General features: G+C 59.8%; 20 protein-coding genes. 11 read left to right on the forward strand and 9 right to left on the reverse strand.

What is annotated here, in order from left to right; translation table 11 throughout:
* Positions 1-63: 63 nt before the first annotated feature.
* The 4 genes from K3752_RS06225 to K3752_RS06240 are packed head-to-tail and all read left to right on the forward strand — an operon-like array spanning position 64 to position 4,391.
* Positions 64-822 (forward strand): SDR family oxidoreductase, encoded by a 759-nt coding sequence (locus K3752_RS06225; protein ID WP_260065610.1) that lies wholly within the window; start codon positions 64-66, stop codon positions 820-822.
* Positions 819-2,615: an IlvD/Edd family dehydratase gene (locus K3752_RS06230; protein ID WP_260065612.1), complete on the forward strand. Its 1,797-nt coding sequence runs from the start codon at positions 819-821 to the stop codon at positions 2,613-2,615. Before K3752_RS06225 ends, K3752_RS06230 begins: the two co-directional genes overlap by 4 nt.
* A gap of 11 nt (positions 2,616-2,626) precedes the next feature.
* Entirely contained in the window at positions 2,627-3,475 is an 849-nt protein-coding gene (locus K3752_RS06235; protein ID WP_260065615.1) for a fumarylacetoacetate hydrolase family protein, read from the forward strand.
* The gene (locus K3752_RS06240; RefSeq protein WP_170442320.1) at positions 3,468-4,391 is read left to right on the forward strand and encodes a 2-hydroxyacid dehydrogenase; all 924 of its coding nucleotides are present in this window, start codon (positions 3,468-3,470) and stop codon (positions 4,389-4,391) included. The genes K3752_RS06235 and K3752_RS06240 overlap by 8 nt, the downstream gene beginning before the upstream one ends.
* Positions 4,392-4,408: 17 nt before the next feature.
* Here the strand turns inward: K3752_RS06240 and K3752_RS06245 are convergent, their stop codons facing one another.
* The 4 genes from K3752_RS06245 to K3752_RS06260 form a co-directional block, all read right to left on the reverse strand.
* Complete coding sequence (locus K3752_RS06245) at positions 4,409-5,410, reverse strand: HupE/UreJ family protein (protein WP_260065618.1); 1,002 nt, start codon at positions 5,408-5,410, stop codon at positions 4,409-4,411.
* Complete coding sequence (locus K3752_RS06250) at positions 5,407-6,237, reverse strand: peptidylprolyl isomerase (RefSeq protein WP_260065620.1); 831 nt, start codon at positions 6,235-6,237, stop codon at positions 5,407-5,409. Before K3752_RS06250 ends, K3752_RS06245 begins: the two co-directional genes overlap by 4 nt.
* A 150-nt stretch (positions 6,238-6,387) precedes the next feature.
* Positions 6,388-8,313: a DUF3604 domain-containing protein gene (locus K3752_RS06255; protein ID WP_260065621.1), complete on the reverse strand. Its 1,926-nt coding sequence runs from the start codon at positions 8,311-8,313 to the stop codon at positions 6,388-6,390.
* Between the two features lie 194 nt (positions 8,314-8,507).
* Positions 8,508-10,169, reverse strand: a complete 1,662-nt coding sequence (locus tag K3752_RS06260) for a Na/Pi cotransporter family protein (RefSeq protein ID WP_260065623.1) — start codon at positions 10,167-10,169, stop codon at positions 8,508-8,510.
* Positions 10,170-10,338: 169 nt separating this feature from the next.
* Here K3752_RS06260 and K3752_RS06265 point away from each other — a divergent pair, with 169 nt between their 5' ends.
* On the forward strand, positions 10,339-11,172 hold the full coding sequence (locus K3752_RS06265) for a DeoR/GlpR family DNA-binding transcription regulator (protein WP_260065625.1): 834 nt from the start codon (positions 10,339-10,341) through the stop codon (positions 11,170-11,172).
* A gap of 138 nt (positions 11,173-11,310) precedes the next feature.
* Here K3752_RS06265 and K3752_RS06270 read toward each other — a convergent pair whose 3' ends face one another.
* The 3 genes from K3752_RS06270 to K3752_RS06280 all read right to left on the reverse strand — a co-directional run bounded on the left by K3752_RS06270 (position 11,311) and on the right by K3752_RS06280 (position 13,998).
* Entirely contained in the window at positions 11,311-12,288 is a 978-nt protein-coding gene (locus K3752_RS06270; protein ID WP_260065628.1) for an oxidoreductase, read from the reverse strand.
* 139 nt (positions 12,289-12,427) lie between these two features.
* Positions 12,428-13,309, reverse strand: a complete 882-nt coding sequence (locus tag K3752_RS06275) for an AraC family transcriptional regulator (RefSeq protein ID WP_260065630.1) — start codon at positions 13,307-13,309, stop codon at positions 12,428-12,430.
* Positions 13,310-13,569: 260 nt separating this feature from the next.
* The gene (locus tag K3752_RS06280) at positions 13,570-13,998 is read right to left on the reverse strand and encodes an Rrf2 family transcriptional regulator (protein WP_170339775.1); all 429 of its coding nucleotides are present in this window, start codon (positions 13,996-13,998) and stop codon (positions 13,570-13,572) included.
* Between the two features lie 106 nt (positions 13,999-14,104).
* Between K3752_RS06280 and K3752_RS06285 the strand changes: the two genes are divergently transcribed.
* From K3752_RS06285 to K3752_RS06310, 6 genes are all read left to right on the forward strand, one after another.
* On the forward strand, positions 14,105-14,584 hold the full coding sequence (locus tag K3752_RS06285; RefSeq protein ID WP_260065634.1) for a hemerythrin domain-containing protein: 480 nt from the start codon (positions 14,105-14,107) through the stop codon (positions 14,582-14,584).
* 12 nt (positions 14,585-14,596) lie between these two features.
* Entirely contained in the window at positions 14,597-15,130 is a 534-nt protein-coding gene (locus K3752_RS06290) for a DUF2478 domain-containing protein (protein WP_170437135.1), read from the forward strand.
* 147 nt (positions 15,131-15,277) lie between these two features.
* A complete protein-coding gene (locus K3752_RS06295; RefSeq protein ID WP_260065637.1) occupies positions 15,278-15,706 on the forward strand; it encodes an SCP2 domain-containing protein in 429 nt (142 codons plus the stop codon).
* The gene (locus tag K3752_RS06300) at positions 15,703-16,701 is read left to right on the forward strand and encodes a peptidase U32 family protein (RefSeq protein ID WP_170357486.1); all 999 of its coding nucleotides are present in this window, start codon (positions 15,703-15,705) and stop codon (positions 16,699-16,701) included. The genes K3752_RS06295 and K3752_RS06300 overlap by 4 nt, the downstream gene beginning before the upstream one ends.
* Positions 16,702-16,705: 4 nt before the next feature.
* Positions 16,706-17,617, forward strand: coding sequence for a U32 family peptidase (locus K3752_RS06305; protein WP_260065640.1), 912 nt, complete (start codon positions 16,706-16,708; stop codon positions 17,615-17,617).
* Between the two features lie 9 nt (positions 17,618-17,626).
* A complete protein-coding gene (locus tag K3752_RS06310) occupies positions 17,627-18,787 on the forward strand; it encodes an NnrS family protein (protein WP_260065642.1) in 1,161 nt (386 codons plus the stop codon).
* Here the strand turns inward: K3752_RS06310 and K3752_RS06315 are convergent.
* Together K3752_RS06315 and K3752_RS06320 are read right to left on the reverse strand one after the other, a co-directional pair.
* Complete coding sequence (locus tag K3752_RS06315; protein WP_260065644.1) at positions 18,775-19,872, reverse strand: M56 family metallopeptidase; 1,098 nt, start codon at positions 19,870-19,872, stop codon at positions 18,775-18,777. The genes K3752_RS06310 and K3752_RS06315 overlap by 13 nt on opposite strands.
* Positions 19,859-20,254: a BlaI/MecI/CopY family transcriptional regulator gene (locus K3752_RS06320; RefSeq protein WP_170339764.1), complete on the reverse strand. Its 396-nt coding sequence runs from the start codon at positions 20,252-20,254 to the stop codon at positions 19,859-19,861. Before K3752_RS06320 ends, K3752_RS06315 begins: the two co-directional genes overlap by 14 nt.
* Between the last annotated feature and the right edge of the window lie 8 nt (positions 20,255-20,262).

Consider the following 20,262-nt stretch of genomic DNA (forward strand, 5'->3'; position numbering starts at 1 on the left):
CGGTCGCACTCGGGCCCGAGGTCCTGGTGTTTGATCGCAAGTAGTGAAAGGTAAATTTTACATATGTCAGAAAGACTTGTGGGGAAGCGCGTCCTTGTGACGGCCGCCGGACAGGGTATCGGTCGTGCCAGCGCAATCGCAATGGCGCACGAAGGGGCGCAGGTGTTTGCGACGGATATCAACCTCGAAAACCTTTCTTCGATTCGGTCCGAGAATCTCGAAAATATCGAAATTTTCGAGATGGACGTCACCGATGACGCCAGCGTCGCTCAGGGGGCTGAGCGGGCAAATCCGGACGTGTTGTTCAACTGTGCGGGCTTCGTGCATCACGGGACCATCTTGGACGCCACCGATGAGGAGTGGGATTTTGCGATGGACCTCAACGTGCGGTCCATGATGCGCACGACGAAGGCTGTGCTGCCGGGGATGGTCGAACGGGGCGGCGGCTCGATCATCAACATGTCTTCCGCTTTGGGGTCGATCATCGGCGCGCCCAACCGCTTTGTCTATGGCGTGACCAAAGCTGCGGTTGTGGGGCTGACGAAATCGGTTGCGGTTGATTTCATCACGAAGGGCATCCGCTGCAACTGCATCTGCCCCGGAACGGTCGACAGCCCCAGTTGGCGCGATCGGGTCGAAGCTTTGGCCCAAGAACTGGGCAGCAGGGAAGAGGCCTTGGCGCAGTTCGTGGCCCGCCAGCCCATGGGCCGCGTCGCCAAGGCGGAAGAAATAGCGGCACTGGTCGTCTACCTGGCAAGCGATGAGAGTGCTTTCACCACAGGACATACACACATAATCGATGGGGGGTGGTCAGGCCAATGACGAAGATAACAAAGGACGATCTGCGGTCGCGGAAATGGTTCATGAATTCGGAGAACCTCGAGATGACCGCGCTGTATCTGGAACGGTATCTCAACTACGGCCTGACCCGCGCCGAGCTTCAATCCGGCAAGCCAATCATCGGCATTGCGCAAACGGGCAGCGATCTCAGCCCGTGCAACCGCCACCACCTGGAATTGTCCAAACGTGTGCGCGACGGGATCATCGCGGCCGGTGGCACGTGCATCGAAATTCCGGTGCACCCGATTCAGGAAACGGGTAAGCGGCCGACTGCCTCGCTGGATCGCAATCTGGCCTATCTTTCGCTGGTCGAGAGCTTGTTTGGTTACCCGATCGACGGCGTGGTGCTGAACATCGGTTGCGACAAGACCACGCCGGCGCTGTTGATGGCGGCCGCCACCGTCAATATCCCCGCAATCGCTCTGTCGGTCGGCCCGATGCTGAACGGCTGGTGGAAGGGTGAACGCGCTGGGTCGGGAACCGTGATCTGGAAGGCTCGGGAAGACCTTGCTGCCGGTGAGATCGACACTGATGAGTTCATGGAAATCGCGGCGGCTTCGGCGCCTTCTGTTGGCTATTGCAACACGATGGGAACGGCGACCACGATGAATTCCCTGGCCGAAGCCTTGGGAATGCAACTGCCCGGGTCCGCCGCGATACCGGCCCCGTACCGGGAACGCGGACAGATCAGCTATGAAACCGGAATGCGCATCGTCGAGATGGTGTGGGAGGATCTGCGCCCAAGCGATGTCATGACGCGGGCGGCATTTGAAAATGCGATCGTCATCAACTCGGCGATAGGTGGATCGACGAACGCGCCGATCCATTTGAATGCGATCGCCCGGCATCTTGGCGTTCCACTCAACAACGATGACTGGCAAAGCCTGGGTCACGACGTACCGCTGCTGGTAAACATGCAGCCGGCCGGGAAATACCTTGGAGAAGACTACCAGCGCGCCGGCGGTGTCCCTGCCGTGGTCGGTGAGTTGATTGATGCCGGATTGCTGCCCAACCCCGATGCGCTGACGGTCAACGGCCAGTCGATGGGCGAGAACTGCGGGACACGCCGGTCGCTGAACGACGACGTGATCAAGCCGGTGAGAAATCCGGTCAAGCATCAGGCCGGGTTCATCAACCTCTCGGGCAACCTGTTCGAAAGCGCGATAATGAAGACATCGGTGATCTCGTCCGCTTTCCGCGAGGCCTACCTGTCGAACCCGGATGACCCCAATGCTTTCGAGGGCCGGGCGGTCGTTTTTGACGGGCCTGAGGACTTTCATCACCGCATCGATGATCCGGCAGAAAACATCGACGCAGACTGTATCCTGATCATGCGCGGTGCGGGGCCCAAAGGTTACCCGGGCGCGGCCGAGGTGGTGAACATGCGGCCGCCCTCATACCTGTTGAAACAAGGGATCGAAGCTCTGCCCTGCATCGGTGATGGGCGCCAGTCCGGCACGTCCGGAAGCCCGTCGATCCTGAACGCCTCGCCCGAGGCGGCCGAAGGCGGCGGGCTGGCGCTGGTACGAAATGGCGACCGGTTGCGCATCGATCTGGGCAAAGGGACGGCGGATATGCTTGTTCCGCTGGAGGAGCTGCATGAACGCGCCCGCGAACTGGAAGCTGCAGGTGGCTATTCGGTCCCGTCCGACCAGTCACCCTGGCAGGAGATCTTCCGCGAGAAGGTCGATCGTCTGGATCGCGGCATGACGCTGAAGGGCGCCGACAAATTCAAGGACATCGCGCGGCAATTCCTGCCGCGGGACAATCACTAAAAGGAACCGAAATGAAACTTGTTCGCTACGGAGCCGCAGGGTCGGAAAAGCCTGCGTTGGTCGACTCTGCGGGTCAATTGCGGGATTTGTCCGCCCATGTCACCGATATCACCGGTGAAACGCTGGGCGACGCCGAGCTGGACAGGCTGCGCGCAATTGATCCCGAAAGCCTGCCGATTGTTGAAGGGGATCCGCGGATCGGAGCTTGCGTGGGCAAGATCGGAAAATTTCTGTGCATCGGACTGAACTACTCGGACCATGCTGCCGAAACGGGCGCGGATATTCCCAAGCATCCGATCCTGTTCTTCAAGGCAAATTCCGCCATCGTGGGGCCTTATGATGACGTTGTGATGCCGCGCGGGTCCACCCATACCGATTGGGAATGCGAGTTGGGTGTGGTGATCGGCAAAACGGCGAAATACGTCTCCAAGGCGGATGCTTTGGACTTTGTCGCCGGTTATTGCATCGTCAATGACGTGTCCGAGCGGCATTTCCAGACGCAACTGACCGGACAATGGACCAAGGGCAAGTCCTGCGACACGTTCGGTCCGACCGGTCCGTGGCTGGTCACCCGCGATGAGGTTCCCGATCCTCAGGCGCTGGGCATGTCCCTGGATGTGAACGGCCAGCGGATGCAGACCGGAAACACGGCCACCATGATCTTTACCGTTGCCGAGATCATCGAGCATCTGAGCCAGTTGTTCACCCTTCATCCCGGTGACGTGATTTCGACTGGCACACCGCCCGGGGTCGGCATGGGGATCAAGCCCGATCCGGTCTATTTGAAGAAGGGCGACGTGATGGAACTGAGGATCGACGGGCTGGGTTTGCAGCGGCAGAAGGTCAGTCAGGATGACTGAGCTGTTGCAGATCGGCGGGATTACCGACCGGATGAAAGATCGGCTGTCCGCCGCATTTGATATTCGCCGGCTGGACGATTTTGATGCCGCGCGCATCACCCATGTGGTCACGAACGGACATGACGGCGTGCCGCCCGACCTGATGGCCCAACTGACAAACCTGAAGATGATCAGCGTCTATGGGGTTGGATATGATGCGGTCGATGCAACGGCTGCTGCAGCCCGCGGAGTTGTCGTCACACACACACCGAATGTGCTCAACAACGAGGTCGCAACCACCGCCGTTCTGCTGATGCTGGCCTGCTACCGAGAGCTTGTTCGCGACCATGAATACGTCCGATCGGGACGGTGGGAGACAGAAGGCAATGCCCCTTTGACCCGATCAGCCGACAATCAAAAGGTTGGAATTCTGGGGCTTGGCCGTATCGGCCAGGCGATTGCCGACAAACTGGCGCCGTGGTCGCCCGAAATCTCTTATCACACCCGCAGTCCCAAGGATGTGCCATACCGATATTTCGACAATCTGGTCGATATGGCAAACCACGTGGATGTGCTGATTTGCATAACACCGGGCGGGCCGTCGACCAACAAGCTGGTCAACGCCGAGGTGATGCGGGCGTTGGGGGGCAGGGGCACGCTGATCAATGTCAGCCGCGGGTCCGTCGTTGACGAGGCAGCTTTGATTGAAGCGCTGCAAAGCGGTGCGCTTGGCTGGGCAGGGCTGGATGTTTTTGAGGATGAACCTCGCGTTCCACAAGCGTTGCGCGAGTTGCCAAACGTGGTTCTGTTGCCGCATGCGGGCAGTGCTACTGTCGAAACGCGTGCCGCGATGGGTGATCTGACGGTCGACAATCTGTTGCAACATCTCAAGGACGGATCGGTTCTGACCGCCGTGCCAGAATGCAAAGATCTGTGAATTGACCGCTTGGGCGCTCAGAACCCGTTGACCCGCTCGATCAGCCAATAGAGCGATATGCAGCCGATGGCATAGCCTGTTACGGGGGTGGCCAAGTGGGTCACCCAACCGGCGTTCCGTGGCGCGATAAGGCGCCACATCGCAATCAGAAGCGCGAGCACTGCGATAAAGGCAAGCTGACCGGCCTCGACGCCGATGTTGAAAGCCAGCAGCGCTGCAGGGATCTCTTGCGAAGGCAGGCCGATTTCAGCCAGAGCACCGGCAAAGCCAAGCCCATGCAGCAGGCCGAAACTGAAGCAGACGATCCACGGGTATTGCTCGGATAACCGCAGCTCGCCCTCTTTGTGCCTCAGGATTTCCAGAGCAAGGAATACGATGGACAAGGCAATAACGGCTTCAACGGGGCCGGCGGGCACGTTGAGAAACCCAAGCGTCGCCATCGCCAGCGTCAGCGAATGCGCGACTGTGAACGCGGTTATCGCACCGACCAACCGCCATGGGTTCCGCACCAGAACAAAAAGCGCAAAAACGAACAACAGGTGGTCCCAGCCGCCCAAAATGTGTTCGAACCCAAGCAGAAAGTAGCTGCTGAAAACCGACCAGATCGTAGGCTCCGCCGGAACCATCAATTCGGCCTCATCAGGCGTAAATCTGAGCGTCACTGGTTCAGTGTTCAGCGGTCGAACGCGCAGCAAGACATCGTTCTGCTGGCGCTCCAACCCGTCTATGGCCACAACATGGCCCGCGATTTCGGCATCACATTCTGCAATCCAAGAAGACACCCAAGCCTGGTTTTCCGCTGTTGGCTCCGGGCCATTTGCCGGCGCGCAATGGTCGGGCAGAACCGCATCGATCTCCATGGGTTGTCCGTTCACGTCGGGAATACGCCAAAGGATTCTCCAGGTGCCCGGCGCCAGTTCGTTCAGGTCCAGATAGCCGGGGTCAAGCGCGTGTGCTCGGCCGAATTGCGGAACCATGCCCAGCCAGAAACTCAGCAGAACAAAGAAGACCGTTTTCACGAGCCGCCCTCTGTGGATTCGGGTGTCTCGACACGGTACTGGGCGGCGAGGCTTTCGTATTGAGCCTGCGCCAGGTCCTGAGCCGTCGCCCTGCGCCAATCGTTCAGAACGGAGTCGTAGATCTCGGCGAGCGGCGGAAGATAACCGGGCTTTGCTTCGGTCACGCGGACAAGATGTTGCCCGTATCCCGAGTTGATCGGACCGATCCAAATCATCGGCTCGCTCCCGTCAAGCTGTGACGCAAACCCGCGACCAAAGGTTGTGTCGATTGCACCCGCGGCTGTCAGTGGCATCGACCGCGCCAGCAAGGACGAAACGCCAAGGCTGGACCAATCCGCGCCACCGTTCAGCGCCTGCAGAGTATCGTCGACGACGTCCGGGTCTGGGGTTTCACCCAGATAGATCTGATCAAACGCGATCAGTGTAGGGGTCGTGAAGCGGTCTGCGTTCTGGGCCAGATGCTCTTGTAGAACAGCCTCCTCGGGGGCGACCGAGGATGCAATTGCGGTGGTCAGAAACTCCATTTTTCGGGCAAGGCGGGCCCGGATCACCTGATCACCACGGTCCAATCCAAGCTTTCGGGCCTCGCGCACAAGGATTTCTTCGCGGGTCCAAGAATCGACCAGCGCCTGCAACTCGGCGTCGGTGGGTTGGCGTTTCCAGCTGGCTTCGAACCGTGTTCTCAAAAGCGCGATGTCGTCGCTGTCAATTGTGATCGTTTCGGCTTCTACTGGGGGCTCGGTCTCGTCGGATACAAGATAGAACCAGCCGAAAATGGCCACCCCGATCAGAATGAAATGGAACAGCGGTTCTTTGTAAAAGCGCATGAAAAATCTGACCTGCTGGCAATTCGATACCCGATCGTTGATCCCAACGGCCCGTCATGTCAAATCGCCGATTTCAATTTGGGGTGAAGATGTTGCTGCAACGACCCCGGCCCAAGGGCGCGATCCCGCGCCCCCGGTTTCGGTTTTGGTTCATTCGCTGGCAGGCGTGTACCAGATTGGTGACGAATACGCCCGTTCCTGATGGACCAGCTGGGCCTCGGCCGGCAGATCGATTCCAAAACGAAGCTTGTCGTACAGCACCCAGCGCGGGGTCGGGATTTCCAGAACCCGCACGTAGTAGAATGCCCGCGCGTTGGGATCGAAGTCGGGATCCGTCCAAACGGTCACCAATTCCGATGCGCCGATCGAGTTGCTCCAGCTGGCGGTATCCAGATCGACGGTATTGCCAACTTCGGGAAGGTTGCCATTGGCATCCAGCGCACGATCGTCGGACCAGGCTACGTTGTAGACCTTTTCCTGAAGCGCGCCGTCTGCATCCAACCAGCCCTTGACGACCTGAACTCGATCAAGATTCGCACCGACGGGGTCGCGCAGCGCGCCGATCAGGAAAGTCGGTGCGCCTTCACCCTCGGGCGGACGCAGGTCACCGCCCATCGGCACGCCTTTGGTGTATCCCACATCGGCCACCAGACGCGTAAGCAGGTCGGACTCATCGAAATCCCATCCGCCGAAGAAACGAAGCCCGATGCGAGGCCCGGTCGTGGCGTATGTCTCGCGTCGCTTGAACGCGTCGAAAATGGCCGAGCGCGTATTCTCGGACGCCCAGACTGCGGTATAGCCCGATGCGACCAGCGTATGCCCCTCAAAGGCGCCCAGATCGCTTTCGACAAACGGGTGCAGAACGCGTGTGGCCGACGGCTCGGCGCTTACGGATTTGCCGAAATAGTTGTCTTCCTCGGCCGTTGCCAGCGACGTATGGCTGTCCGTCGCGCCGCCCATCCCGAACTTGTAGGGGTTCACGCCAAATTTCTCTTCAAGCATCAGCCCGCGCTTCAGCGCCTCGCGCGCGTATTCGCCGGCCAGCATGTCATCGGTTTTCAGCTCGGAGATATCGAGGTTCCCGACATCCCAGTTTTCATAGTCCGCAAATGGGTCGTCGGGGCTGAGATAGGGATGGGCTTCGCCGTCACCCTTGATCTGGGTGACCTCGTAATGCGGTTCCCACTTGGCGCGGTTCTGTACGTATTCCTCATCCACCTTGCCGCCGTGATAGGTGTCTTCGGTCGGGAACATCCAGCCGTTCGACAGATTGCCGTTATGCGCGAAAGCAACGGCACGGCCTCCGGTCTTGGCCTGGTACTCCTCGAGCCACTCGTAAAGTGCCTTCGGATCCGTGTTCCCATAGGGCGGCTGCGTGACCGGCGGCACCATCTGCAACGCACGGATCGGGCCATCGCGCAGCATGACGTTTCTATGCAGGTTGAATCCCTTGGGCACCGAGGTCCATTCGAAACCGATGAACGCTGTGAAATTGCCAGGGTCGTTATGCCGTTCTGCGGCCATCACGATATGTTCCCAGGTAAACGCAAAGGCGTCCGCTCCGGGGCTGTATGATTCAAGCAGGTCTTCCGGAAGGGTCATCTGCGAGAAATTGGAAATGATGTCGAACGCCGCTTTGGCAGCTTCGTCTCCGCCCGCAGAGTATCCTTCGTACCATTCCAGACCCTTGGGATGTGCCAAGACCCCCGGCTTTCCGGCCTGCAGGTCCGGGGCAAACCCCATCAGGTCGGTGTGATCCGTGAGAACCATCCAATCCAGTGGGCGCGCAAGCCGAACCGGCTGTCCGGTCGACGAGATGACTTGTTGGCCTTTGGCAAATCGCCAGGCGTCATCCGGCAGCAGCGTGTTCCCGAACGTTCCGGCGTCCAGTGACAACCCGGTGTGCAGGTGCGTGTCCCCCCAAAGAGGGCGCTCCGGGAATGTCCGGTTGGCATAGGGCGAGAACGGACGCTCGGCAAAGGTTCCCTCTGCGGCTTCCTTGGTCGGCACAGCGTCGGCGAGAACGCCTGCCGGGCCGAGTGTCAGCAGCATTGAACAGACGTAGGGTCGCAGCATGAGAACCTCCCAATTCAACAGCTTCGAATTCAAAGAAACAGTTTTATGTCATAACATTCTGATATGACGATAGCATGCGAGTGGGGCCGACTGTCAATTCTGCCGGGTTCAGGAAGCCAGAAAACCCTGTACTCACGGAAGGGCGGGAGCTTTCGCCGCCGGTCTCTTGACGTACGATCCGAAGAGCGCCGTGACTAAGGTGCGTCCGAGATTATGCGCGGTTTGGCCAGGCGGCTTTCCAGAAGATCGCCCGTCTCTTCGGCGATCGGGTAGGCCACAAAGGCCAGCGCCGCGTTGATTTGCTTCAATAGGCGCAGCGTCTCCTGGTGGATATTGGTTGTCTCGATGCTGGCCGGACCCCGACTTTGCAGGCGCTTCAGGTGTCGCTCCTGCAGGTATTGTTCTTCGATCCGGATGCGATCCTTTTCGGCCACCAATTGGCGGGCCGCCTCAGCGTCGCCGGTGGTCAGAATGCTCAGAGCCAACTGGCCGTTCGTTGTGATCTGATCGTGGAATTGTTCAATGTCGGTCAGACCTTCCTTGGAAAAGGTAATGCCCTCGTCAGCCATTTTTTTCGCCAGCGCCACAAGGTTGACCGCGATCCGGTCGGCGGCCTCTTCAAGATTGTTGGCCATCGACACCAGCTCGAGTGTCTTTTTCTCCTGCTGAGGTGTCAGATCGCCTTCCCGCAGTCGCGAGACGTAGATCTTGATGTCAAAATGCATGCGGTCGACATCGTTTTCCCGCAGTTCGATGGTGCGGGCAAGTTCGGGGTCCCAGTTCCGGAACAGGTGAATGGTTGGCACCAGCATCGCCTGAACCGTTTCAGCCATGCGCAGCAGTTCGCGCTGTGCGCAGGCCAGCGCCAGAGGCACGTGGTCCAGTGCGCTGGGGTCCAATGCGGTCACGTTGTCGGCGGTGACGCTTGAATGGCGGGGAACGAACGTGTCGGCAAACCGGATCAGCAGGTTGGTGAACGGCAGCGCTACGACCAGAAGGGCGACATTCATCGCAATGTGCAGCATCACCACCTGTTGACCGGGCGCTGTGCCAAACGCGGATATGTTCAGTACGCCGGTCAGCAGCAGGGCCAGCGCCACCAAAGTGACACAGGCCCGAGCCACCAGGTTGGCCAGGACGACCAACTTGGCCGGGCGCTCCTGCGACCAGAGCAGGGCGAATGAGATCACGGCGCCACCGAGATTGGCACCGATGACCAGTGCGGCGGCCACCGTGCCGCCAACCAGTGCTGACGCCGCGAATGTGGCAAAGGTCAGCACCGCGGCAAGGCTAGAATGCATGAGCCACGCCAGAATTGCGCCGACCACATAGGCGCTGATCAAGTCGCTTTGAAAATATGCCGCAATGCTTTGAACGATTGGGCTGGCCCCGATTGGCACTGTGGCTTCGCGGATCATTCCAAGCGACAACAGCACCAGGGCAAAACCGATGGTGATGCGCCCGATTTGTTTCGTCCGCCGTCGACCGGCTTTCAAAAACACCACGACGCCGACCAGCAATGCGAATGGCATCACCGCCTGGACGGGCAGGGTCAGCACCTTTGCCATCAGGGCGGATCCCACCTCTGCCCCCAGCAGCAGCGCAAGGGCCGAGGGTGGGGCCAGCATGCCCGATACCGCGAATCCGGCTCCGATCAATGCAACTGCAGTCGAGCTTTGCATAAGCATCGCTGCCATACCGCCACCCAATGCAGCGGAGATTCGGTTTTCAGAAAGGATTTTCAGGCCGCGTTTCAACTCGGGCAGGAACGCTCGTTCCACTCCGGTCCGGATCAACCGGACAGACCACAAAAGCAGGGCGACGCCGGCCGCCAGATGGGTGGCCAGCACGATCATGCGTTCAATACCTTGTTTGCGCTGCGCCGTTGCATGGCCAACATTCTGCCTTCCACAATGGGGTGAGTCCGACGATTTTCATCACCAGTTTGAGGGCAATGCAACAAAATATTTGCAAAAATGAGGTAAACGCCACAGAAATTGAATGTCGTCTAGCCGGGGCAATAGGATGTCAAAGGCCAAAACTCGTCAGAAACACAGCAAGAAAGGGCGGGATCGGCTGAAAAAGTCCGATCGTCGCCAACGTATCCTGCTTGAACTCAAGCTGCGCCCGCATGTGCGCATCAGTGATCTGGCCCGCAGTTTCGACGTATCCACCGAGACCGTCCGCAGGGATTTTGACGCGCTGGCCGAAGACGGCCTGATTGCGCGTGCGCACGGTGGCGCGTCGGCGCCGGTGCAAGGGCATTATCTCAGCCTGGACGAGCGCAATGCGGCCCGGGTTGCCGAACGCGAGCGGATCGGAAACGCCGCCGCTGGCCTTGTGCGTGAAGGTGAGACGGTCATGATCGACTCGGGCTCGACAACCGCTCAACTGGCGCGCTCATTGGCATATCGCGACATACGTTGCACTGTCATCACGAATTCTATTCCGGTGGCCGTGACACTGGGCGGCAGCGCGGCCGAGGTGATTGTTTGCCCCGGTGCTTATCTTGCCGCCGAGGCTGCCGTCGTTGGTTACGAAACGCTGGAGTTTCTGGGCCGGTTCTACGTCGATCGCTGCATGATCGGCGCGTCGGGATTGTCCGATGATGGCCCCAGCGAGCCGATCGGTGATATCGCCGCCGTCAAACGCGCGATGCTGGGCCGTTCTGCAGAACGCCATCTTCTGCTGGATGCCCAGAAGTTCAATCAGAAGCAGTTGCACAAAGTGTGTGAACTGTCGGATTTGGACACGTTGATCGTCGACACGGTCCCGCCAAGCCAGTTGGCCGTGGCGCTGGGCGTGTCAGATGTCGAACTGTTGATCGCCGATCCAGCGCCCGAGCAGGCTCTGGCCTGAACCGTTGGGTTACAGCCCAAGCCAAGACCCGCAGCGCAGAGGGCTAGGGGGCGAAATTGTGGTCTGAAACCCTGGCGCTGTCTTAATCCCTGAAAAGCGCAGTCCGGCCGGGATCATCCCGACCGGATTGCGTGGCTATCAGGCGTTTTGCAGTAACCGTTCGCTTATGTCCCACAGCTTTTCGGCTGATGCGTCATCGCAGGCATGTGCGTTGACCCCAAAATATCGGGCCGTCGGGCTGTTGGGGTCGGTCGGGGCAGCAATGTCAGCGTCCTCGCAATAAACCCCGGGTTTGCCAACCAGCATTGGTGAAGTCGCAGCCCAAACCGTTGTTGACGCGCCCTGTTCTGGCGTCTTGAAACCCTCCTTGGCCAATTCGGACGGTTCGCCATCCTCGTTCAGCCAGCCCAGCGCGATCATCTCTTCCTTCGGCAGGTGCCGTTGCAGAGGGGTGAATATCCCACCGGGATGTACCGAAAACGCCAACCCGCCGGTCTCTGCCAAACGGCGGGACAGGGCGTTGGCAAACAACGCATTTGCGGTCTTTGCTTGCCCATAGGCCTGCCATTTGTCGTAGTCCGTCTTTTCGAACTGGATATCATCCCAATGCACGTCGCAAATCTTGTGTGCGGTCGAGGAAAGAGCAACGACCCGCGCGCCCGGCGTTTGCTCCAAAAGCGGCAGCAGCAACTTGGTCAGGGCAAAGTGGCCCATATGGCAGATACCGAATTGGGATTCCCAACCGGGTCCAACACGGGCCTCGGGGCACGCCATGATCCCGGCGTTGTTGATCAGCAGATCCAGGTTTTGCAGGTCGCTGGATACCGTTTCGGCAAACCGTCGGACCGAACCAAGATCCGCCAGGTCCATCGGTGCGGTTCTGACATTGCCATCCACGCTCGCCAGGCTCTCTTGCGCTTTGGCTTCCGAGCGTACCGGAACGATCACCGCGGCCCCCTTGTCGGCAAGGGCGCGGACGGTTTCGAGGCCAATACCGCTGTAGCCACCGGTTACGATTGCGGTCTTTCCGGTCAGGTCGATATCGGCCAGCACTTCGGCCGCCGTGCTTTTTGCATGAAATCCGGAATTTGTAGGAACTTGGTCGGGAACTGCCATCAGGTATCCTTGCGATTTCGGGGGCAACATCGCCCGGTTGCATCATGGATGAACCTAACCTGTCCGCCTCGGGTGGGACACAGAGCTTCCTCCTCAACTCTTGCTCGATTCTCCGAAATCCAAGAGCAAAGCGTGCAGCTCAGGTCACGTGATCCCGGGTCAATTCTCGGGGCGGAACGCCAAATTTCTTGGCGAACTCACGGCTGAATTGGGCCGGGCTTTCATACCCAACTGCATGTGCAACACTCGATACAGGCGTTCCCGTCTGCTGAAGCAGTTGGAAGGCCTCGGTCAGGCGTAGGTCTTTCTGGAACTGCAGCGGACTGTTGGCCGTGACACGTTTGAAAGCGTCATAGAAGACCGATGCGCTCATGCCCGAGATCGCGGCAAGGTCCGAGGCTTTGATCGTCGAGCGGTACTCCTTGCGGATATGCGCGATTGCCTTGGCGACCTGGTTGGCCTTGCTGTCCGCGCGGATGATACGGCGCAGCGCGCGCCCTTTGTCGCTGCGCAGAACCCGGAAATAAACCTCGCGGACGGCGGCGGTCCCCAGCGTTTGCTCGGCTATCGGATCTCGGCGCAAACGGAAAAGACGTGCAAATGAATCAATGACTTCCGCGTCGGCCTGACCGCTTTCCAAGGCCGGACCCGCATCGTCCAGCGAGGTGCCGCCCATGTCGGTGTAGACGCCCCGCAATACGCGCATGTCGATGCCGATATACAGGGCGATGTAGGGGTGTTCGGGCGAGGCATCTACAAGGCCCGAGACCATCGGCAGGGCGCTTCCCACGACAATAACGTCCCCCGCGTCATAGCGGACATGCTCGGTTCCGTACTGCACCGACTTGCTGCCCTGAAGCACCAGCCCGATCATGGGCTCAACGACCGAGCATGACGGGCGTTTGGATTGGCGCGTCTGGGCCAGAACCATGTCCCGCACACCACAGGGCCAGAAGCCATTATCCAGCTGGGCCTCGGTAATCAGCGCCTTGGCGTCGTCAAGGAGTCTCTGCAGTTCCAATGGGATCTCTCCGGCCAGTCTGCCAAGACTACAACCTGCATTTTTCCGCACAAGAGTTTCGGTCTGACATTCGGAGGATCAGGCAAGTCCGCCGGAGATACAGCTGGCTGAATTTACAGAGGCGTGCGGTAGAACACCGTTTCTTATTCTTAGATTGGGGCCAACTGATCTGACCGGTCTAAGCACAAAGGTAACAGTGTTCGCAGCCTGATTGGTTCTGAGAGAACCCAGGCGAATTGTCCGAAGGGGCAGACCGGCTGCTATTCCGCCGCCGAAATCTCCCACGGTGGACGATAGATGCAATCAGCCAGTGTTGCCCGGTTCAGGTCGTCAAAAAACGCTTGCTCGGCTTGCTTCAGTCGATCCTTCAAAAGGCAGCTTGGAGTCAGAGTGCACGCACTGCCATCGGCCGAGAAACACTCAACGATTGGTTGCCCAGTCTCCAGAGTGCGCACTACGTCGCCCAAGCGGATGTCCGATGCCGGGCGAGACAGGACGGCCCCGCCGCCACCGCCCCGCCGCGTTTTGAGGTATCCGGCATTGGCCAGCGCCGAAATGACCTTGGCGAGATGGGCGCGTGACACCTTGAATTCATCCGCAAGTTCGCCGGTTGAAAACGGGCGGTCCGGGCTGCCAGCCAGCCGCATCAGAATGCGGAGACCATAGTCAGTGAATGAGGTGAGGCGCATGGTCGCGTTTTCCAATCGGTATTTTCTATGCGTATTAGCAAAACAGAATGCGCAAATCAAATTCCGATTCGGGATGCTCGGGTCGTGAACCCTGAAAGCACGGACCATGAAGAACTTCGATATGCACGAAGCTGATCTTGAGACAGACGCTCTGATTGATCACATCCTCACACGGTATCACGAAACACACCGGACCGAGCTTGAACAGCTTCAACATCTTGCTGAACGCGTGGCCTTGGTTCACCGAGACGACCCCCAAGCCCCCCGAGGGTTGGTCCGCGCGCTGGCCGAACTGGCGGCCGAAATGGAAACGCACATGGCAAAAGAGGAGATCGTCCTGTTTCCCGCCATGCGCATGGGCGGCATGGAAGGGATCGAAAACCCGATCCGGGTTATGCGCGCCGATCACGATGGCCACGCCGAGAGTATCGCTCTGATCCGGCATATCACCCATGACCTGACACCGCCCGCACATGCCTGCGGGTCTTGGCGACGGCTTTACGATGGGCTGCGGAACCTTTTGGCGGATCTTGACCGGCACATGATGCTTGAAAACCAGGTCCTGTTTCCACGGTTCGAACGGTAGAGGGGATCAATCATGCTTCTTGCAGGTGTCGACGCAAGTGAGGCAGGCGGAACGGATCATTTGCTGGCGACAGTGGCCGCGCGATTGCAGGAAGAAGGTCTGTGCTTGCTCGGAGCGTTGCGTGTGAACATTCCGGATACTGGCGCCCAGTTTTGTGAGACAACGCTTGGACTGCTGCCGCATGGCCCCAATATCCGGATCACGCAGGATCTGGGTTCGGGCTCAGGCGCGTGTCGCATGGACGCCGGTGCGATCGAAGACGTGGTCGGCATCGCGACCGCTCGGTTGCGAGATGACGGTTGCGATATTGTTCTGCTGAACAAGTTCGGACTCAGCGAGGCCGAGGGCCGCGGATTTCGCACCCTCATTGCCGAGGCCTTGGCGCGAGATACTCCGGTCCTGATCGGCGTGAGCAAAACCCATCGCGCCGCCTTCGATCAGTTTGCCGGTGGAACCGCCAAACTCCTGCCGCCCCTTGAGGGCGTTGTTGTCGAATGGTGCCGATGCTCCGTCGCGCAAGGCCGAAATACGGCGGCACCGGGTTGAACCCGCACAAATACAACAGCCAAACGGATGAGGCAGTACATGCAGCATATGGTGAGCCCAACACAGACATCGAACAGGCCAAGACCGCCGGGACAGGCAGTCGTCTCGCGTTTGGCCTGCTTGGCGGTTCAGCCCATTCTCGCGCGTGTGGTCCGTAGGGTCGCGCAGGAACATCCTGCACTGTTTGCCCGACTTGGCCCGTATCAAAGCGCCGATTTCCTGATCGACCCGATCGAGCTGCCGTTCGCGCTGCATCTGCGTCCAGATCCTCAGAACCTGAGCTTTCGTGCCGTACCGCGGTCGATGCTGCCTGACGCAACAGCAATTATCCGAGGGCGGTTCCTGCTGCTGTTGGAGCTGGTTGATGCGGAACAGGACGGCGACGCGGCCTTTTTCTCGCGCGATTTGGAGATCACAGGAGATACCGAGGCCGTCGTCCGTTTGCGCAATGCATTGGACGACATGGATGGATCCATCGCTCAAGAGGCTGCGGACATGTTCGGCCCGCCTGGCCGCGCGATCCTGTCCCGGTTGCGCCGAAATTACCAAGAAGTAGAAGGAGCGACTGCTTCATGAGCCTCGCCGAATTGATATGCCCCGCCGGAACTCCCGCTGCCCTGCGCACAGCGGTCGATGCCGGGGCCGACGCCGTCTATTGCGGCTTTCAGGACGCCACCAACGCCCGAAATTTTCCGGGGCTGAATTTCACGCCGCAGGAATTGGAGGAGGCGGTCGCTTATGCCCATGCCAAGGGTGCCAAGGTCCTTCTGGCACTCAACACTTATCCCCCGGCGGGCAAGGTCGACCTTTGGCGGCACGCTGCCGACACCGGTGCGCGGATCGGCGTTGATGCCTTCATCGTGGCTGATATGGGCGTGGCCGACTACATCGCCCGAACCCATCCACAGATGCGCTTGCACCTGTCGGTACAGGCTGCAGCGTCGTCACCCGAGGCGATCCGCTACTATTGCGAGAATTTCGGTGTCAAACGCGTGGTCCTGCCCCGTATTTTGACCATTCCCGAGATCCGGCAGATCCGAAAAGAAATCCCCTGTGAGATCGAAACCTTCATCTTCGGAAATCACGGTCTGATGGTCGAAGGGCGCTGCAGCCTGACGAACTATCTGACCGGGCAGTCCACGAACCTCGATGGCGTCTGTTCGCCGGCGTCCGACGTGGAGTACGTGCGCGATGCCGATGGTTCGATGTCATCGAGGTTGGCTGGCTTTACCATCGACCGGTTCGGGCCAGATGAGAAGGCCGGTTATCCGACGATTTGCAAAGGCCGCTATCAGGTCGCACATCGTCCGGACGGGTACTATGCGTTCGAGGAACCGATCAGCCTGAACCTGGCCCGCCTTCTGCCTGAGTTGATCGATGCCGGGGTGCATGCGTTCAAGATCGAAGGGCGGCAAAGGTCCAAGAGTTATGTCCGGTCCGTGGTGTCTGCATTTCGAAACGCTGTCGACGATATCCGGGCGGGTCGCGAAGCGGATATCGGGAACCTCGTCGCACTGACCGAGGGTCAGAAACAGACGCAAGGCGCTTTTGCCACGAAGAAATGGCGGTGAAACGATGACGAAACTTACATTGGGCCCGATCGCCTATCACTGGTCGGCCGACCAACGCCGGGATTTCTATGCGCGTGTTGCCGACGAAGCTCCGGTGGATGAGGTCTATCTGGGCGAGGTCATCTGTTCAAAACGCGCGCCCTTTCAAGAGGCCGACCTGCCGTCCATCATTGAACGGCTCGAACGGACGGGCAAAAAGGTGATTTTGTCCTCCTCGGCCGAAGTGATGCTGAAGCGAGAGCGCAAGGCCACCGAAGACCTGTCTGAGATGGAGTCGCCCGAGATCGAAATCAACAACGCTGCGGGACTGTATGCACGCGGTACGCGACCGCATCGCATCGGCCCATTCATGAATGCCTATAACGAGGCCACAATCCGCTGGATGGCGTCAAAGGGGGCGACGCATGTCTGCCTGCCCACCGAGTTGCCAGCGCCCTCGATCGCCGTCGCGGCGCGAATGGCGCGCGACATGGGCCTCGGGGTTGAAGTGCAGGTCTTTGGGCGGGCGTCGCTGGCCGTTTCGGCGCGGTGCTATCATGCGCGCTCGCACGGGCGAACCAAGGACAATTGCCAATTCGTCTGCGAAGAAGACCCCGACGGGATGCCGCTGCGTACGAGGGATGAGCAGCCGATCCTGCGCATCAACGGGATCCAGACCCAATCCGAAGGGTATCTGATCCTGCTGCAGGAACTGCCCCAACTGGTTGCCGATGGCGTGAGCCATCTGCGATTGATGCCGCAGGCCGTCGACATGGTCACCGTCGCCGAGGTTTACCGGGCGGTGCTGGATCAAAGCATGTCGACCGAAGCGGCCGAAGCCCGGTTGCGGCAGGTTTGTGCGGATACGCCATTCAGCAACGGGTTCTACCACGGTCAGGCCGGCTACCGCAGGATAGCCCAAGCGTCCCTTGCATGATCGGAAACCATGCTGTCCTCGCCTCATCGGATCATGTTTCCTGCGGCGGGGGCGGCTGCCCTTCTGGGGGTGAGCGGCCTGTTTCTGGGGCAGGACTTCATCACCCATTGGTCGCCGTTGCCGGGGCTGTACGCCTGGCATGCGCATGAGATGCTGTTCGGCTTCGTCGGCGCGGCATTTGCGGGCTATTCGCTGACGGCGATACGCAGCTGGTCGGGGGGCGGTTCTGTCTCGCCGACCGGCAGTTTGTTGCTGTTCGCGCTTTGGGCGATGTCCCGATTGGCTGCCATCGGCGCGCTTGGAAGCGAACCCATGTTCATTGTCCCAACGGGCACGGCATTCTTGCTCTTTCTCGCCGGTCGTCTCGCTTGGGCTGCACTGCGCGCGCGCGCGGTTGCCGGAGGTCTGCAGGCGCTTTTCGCCCTTTTGTTGTTCATCTGCCAGATTGCCTTTCTAACTGGGTCTGCGCCGTCCTTCTCCTCAGTTTTGCTTGTGGCACTTTTGGTATCGGTTGTCGGTGGGCGCATGATCGCTGCTTTCACATGGAATTGGACGCACCAAAGCCCAACCGCCGCGCAAAAGTTTCGGTGCGCGAGGGCATTGGGGGACGCTTCGGCGGCAGCTCTGGCTTTGACTGCGGTGCTTTTCGGACTTGTTTCCGTCGCCGATGGTCCGCTTATCGGCGTCCTTCTTGTGATCTGCACCGGGTGCGAAGGTGGGCGTCTGTGGCTCTGGCATTCAACGGCAGTTCTTCAGGATGGATTGCTGGCGATGCTTCATATTGCCTTTGCGTGGTTGCCCGCTGGTCTGTCCCTGTTGGCGGCTTCGCTGTACTTCCCCGACTTGCTGGCGGCGCATGATGCGTTGCACGTTCTGACGGTCGGAGCGGTCAGCTGCGCGATCTATGCCGTAGCTGCCCGTGCGGTCGCGCGCCGTTGCGGCCGGCTGCGCCCCAGCGCGATCGATAGTATTGGATATGCTTTGCTGTGCCTTGCCGCGGTTTTGCGGGCGTCCTCTGCAGACGTGCCCGCGGCCCTGGCTTGGGGAGCATGTTGGGCAGTGTTCCTCTGGCGGCACGTCCAAGCGTTGGGCCGCCCGCTCGAGCGACCCGTGTTCAGCGGTCGGGCCAGCAACAGGATAGATCCGGGCGTCGCCGATCAGTTGCCCTGATTGCGTGCCTCGAGCCGTTCAAGGTTCACGACGGTCGACAGCATCAGCCGGTCATGGCTCCAGTCCTGAGTCTGGCGGATCGTGGCTGCACCCAAGGCCAGGAGAACAGCGAACAGCAGGGCTGAACCCAGGAACATTGCCGGCAACGGTGCCGAGAACGAGGGCGCATCGGCCAGCGCGATCACGCGCTGTTTCAGAACCCGTTTGGCCTTGCCACCAGAGACCAGCGCCACGTTCAAAACCCGTGGCCGGCCTTGTGCGACGGTGCGGGCGCAATAGCTCAGCAGGCAATCGGTATAGTCGCGCGCGTCGATCCCGCGCCGGGTGACGACGGACTGGTCGCAGGCCAGTTCGCGCAATCGGCTGAACTGGTATTTTAAAACCCAGTAGGCAGGGTTCCAGAACAGCAGCGGTCGCACGGCCTCAAACGCAATCTCCCATTCGACATCCCGGGCGCGAACGTGCTGCAATTCATGCGCTAGGGCAAATCGCAGTTCACGGGGGGTGTCCAACAGATGGCTGGGCAGAACGACATGGCGACGACGCGCCCCGCGCACGGCAAATGGAACCGTGATCCGATCGGACAAGCGGATGTCCACGTTGGCCGAACGCCGCCACAGGAAGCTGGAAACCACCGTATCGCGGATCGCCAGCGCATCCCGGACGGTGCGGACCAGCATCCGGAGGGCGGCCAGGGCCAGCAGCACCAGCACGGCCGTCACAAGGGCGCTTTGTCCGGACAGAACCGTGTCGACCCAACGTTCGCGCGTGTTCAGCAGAGCTTCGAATTGTGTAGCCGGCATCGCGATTTCACCGCGCAAATACGCCGCTACCGCAATATCACCGATGGAAACGGCCTGACCCGGCCAGAAAAAACCGGCGGCTGCCGTGACCCCAAGGGCCAGAACAGGGCTGAGCATGACGCAGACGCAAAGAACCTTCAGCACGCGCAGCTGTGTCATGTAGTCGTGCCGCAGACGCGTTCGGGCCACGGCCATGCGGGCGCACAGCCAGATGAGTGCTGAAAGAACCAGCACCACGTTCAGGTCGAGAAATACATCGAGAACCGGTTTAACCGCTGTCATTTTGCAGTCTCCTCTCTACCAGTGCTCGAATTTCCTCCAGATCAGCTTCGGTCAGGCCGGCGTCGTCGACAAGTCGTGCCACCAGCGAGGCCGGGGTGTCATCGAACAGCGTGCGGGACAGGTTCTGCAGCGACCGCGCCTGATAGGTGTCCTTCTCAAGCAGCGGACGGTAGATCAGGGTTTTGCCATTCTTGCGGCTTTGGACAAATCCCTTTTCATCCAGGATACGCAGGATCGTCGCGCCCGAGGTGTAGGCTAGGTTCCGCTCGGGCGGCAGCCGGTCCAGCACGTCGCGCACCGAGCCTTCGCCAAGTGCCCAGAGCTCGTTCATGAACTCCAGTTCGACCTCGGTCAGCAGATTTCCTGTCTTTCTCTTTCGCATCGGTCTCG

The organism is Ruegeria sp. B32 (assembly GCF_025141855.1).
Classification (GTDB): Bacteria; Pseudomonadota; Alphaproteobacteria; order Rhodobacterales; family Rhodobacteraceae; genus Ruegeria; species Ruegeria arenilitoris.

Excerpts from the sequence above, each read along its gene's own strand:
- K3752_RS06285 (WP_260065634.1), top strand. The coding sequence starts at position 14,105 with ATGAAGAACTTCGATATGCACGAAGCTGATCTTGAGACAGACGCTCTG.
- K3752_RS06300 (WP_170357486.1), top strand. The coding sequence starts at position 15,703 with ATGAGCCTCGCCGAATTGATATGCCCCGCCGGAACTCCCGCTGCCCTG.
- K3752_RS06290 (WP_170437135.1), top strand. The coding sequence starts at position 14,597 with ATGCTTCTTGCAGGTGTCGACGCAAGTGAGGCAGGCGGAACGGATCAT.
- K3752_RS06280 (WP_170339775.1), bottom strand. The coding sequence starts at position 13,998 with ATGCGCCTCACCTCATTCACTGACTATGGTCTCCGCATTCTGATGCGG.
- K3752_RS06235 (WP_260065615.1), top strand. The coding sequence starts at position 2,627 with ATGAAACTTGTTCGCTACGGAGCCGCAGGGTCGGAAAAGCCTGCGTTG.
- K3752_RS06230 (WP_260065612.1), top strand. The coding sequence starts at position 819 with ATGACGAAGATAACAAAGGACGATCTGCGGTCGCGGAAATGGTTCATG.
- K3752_RS06305 (WP_260065640.1), top strand. The coding sequence starts at position 16,706 with ATGACGAAACTTACATTGGGCCCGATCGCCTATCACTGGTCGGCCGAC.
- K3752_RS06260 (WP_260065623.1), bottom strand. The coding sequence starts at position 10,169 with ATGATCGTGCTGGCCACCCATCTGGCGGCCGGCGTCGCCCTGCTTTTG.
- K3752_RS06320 (WP_170339764.1), bottom strand. The coding sequence starts at position 20,254 with ATGCGAAAGAGAAAGACAGGAAATCTGCTGACCGAGGTCGAACTGGAG.
- K3752_RS06315 (WP_260065644.1), bottom strand. The coding sequence starts at position 19,872 with ATGACAGCGGTTAAACCGGTTCTCGATGTATTTCTCGACCTGAACGTG.
- K3752_RS06270 (WP_260065628.1), bottom strand. The coding sequence starts at position 12,288 with ATGGCAGTTCCCGACCAAGTTCCTACAAATTCCGGATTTCATGCAAAA.
- K3752_RS06225 (WP_260065610.1), top strand. The coding sequence starts at position 64 with ATGTCAGAAAGACTTGTGGGGAAGCGCGTCCTTGTGACGGCCGCCGGA.
- K3752_RS06310 (WP_260065642.1), top strand. The coding sequence starts at position 17,627 with ATGCTGTCCTCGCCTCATCGGATCATGTTTCCTGCGGCGGGGGCGGCT.
- K3752_RS06250 (WP_260065620.1), bottom strand. The coding sequence starts at position 6,237 with ATGCGCTTTTACAAAGAACCGCTGTTCCATTTCATTCTGATCGGGGTG.
- K3752_RS06255 (WP_260065621.1), bottom strand. The coding sequence starts at position 8,313 with ATGCTGCGACCCTACGTCTGTTCAATGCTGCTGACACTCGGCCCGGCA.
- K3752_RS06240 (WP_170442320.1), top strand. The coding sequence starts at position 3,468 with ATGACTGAGCTGTTGCAGATCGGCGGGATTACCGACCGGATGAAAGAT.
- K3752_RS06265 (WP_260065625.1), top strand. The coding sequence starts at position 10,339 with ATGTCAAAGGCCAAAACTCGTCAGAAACACAGCAAGAAAGGGCGGGAT.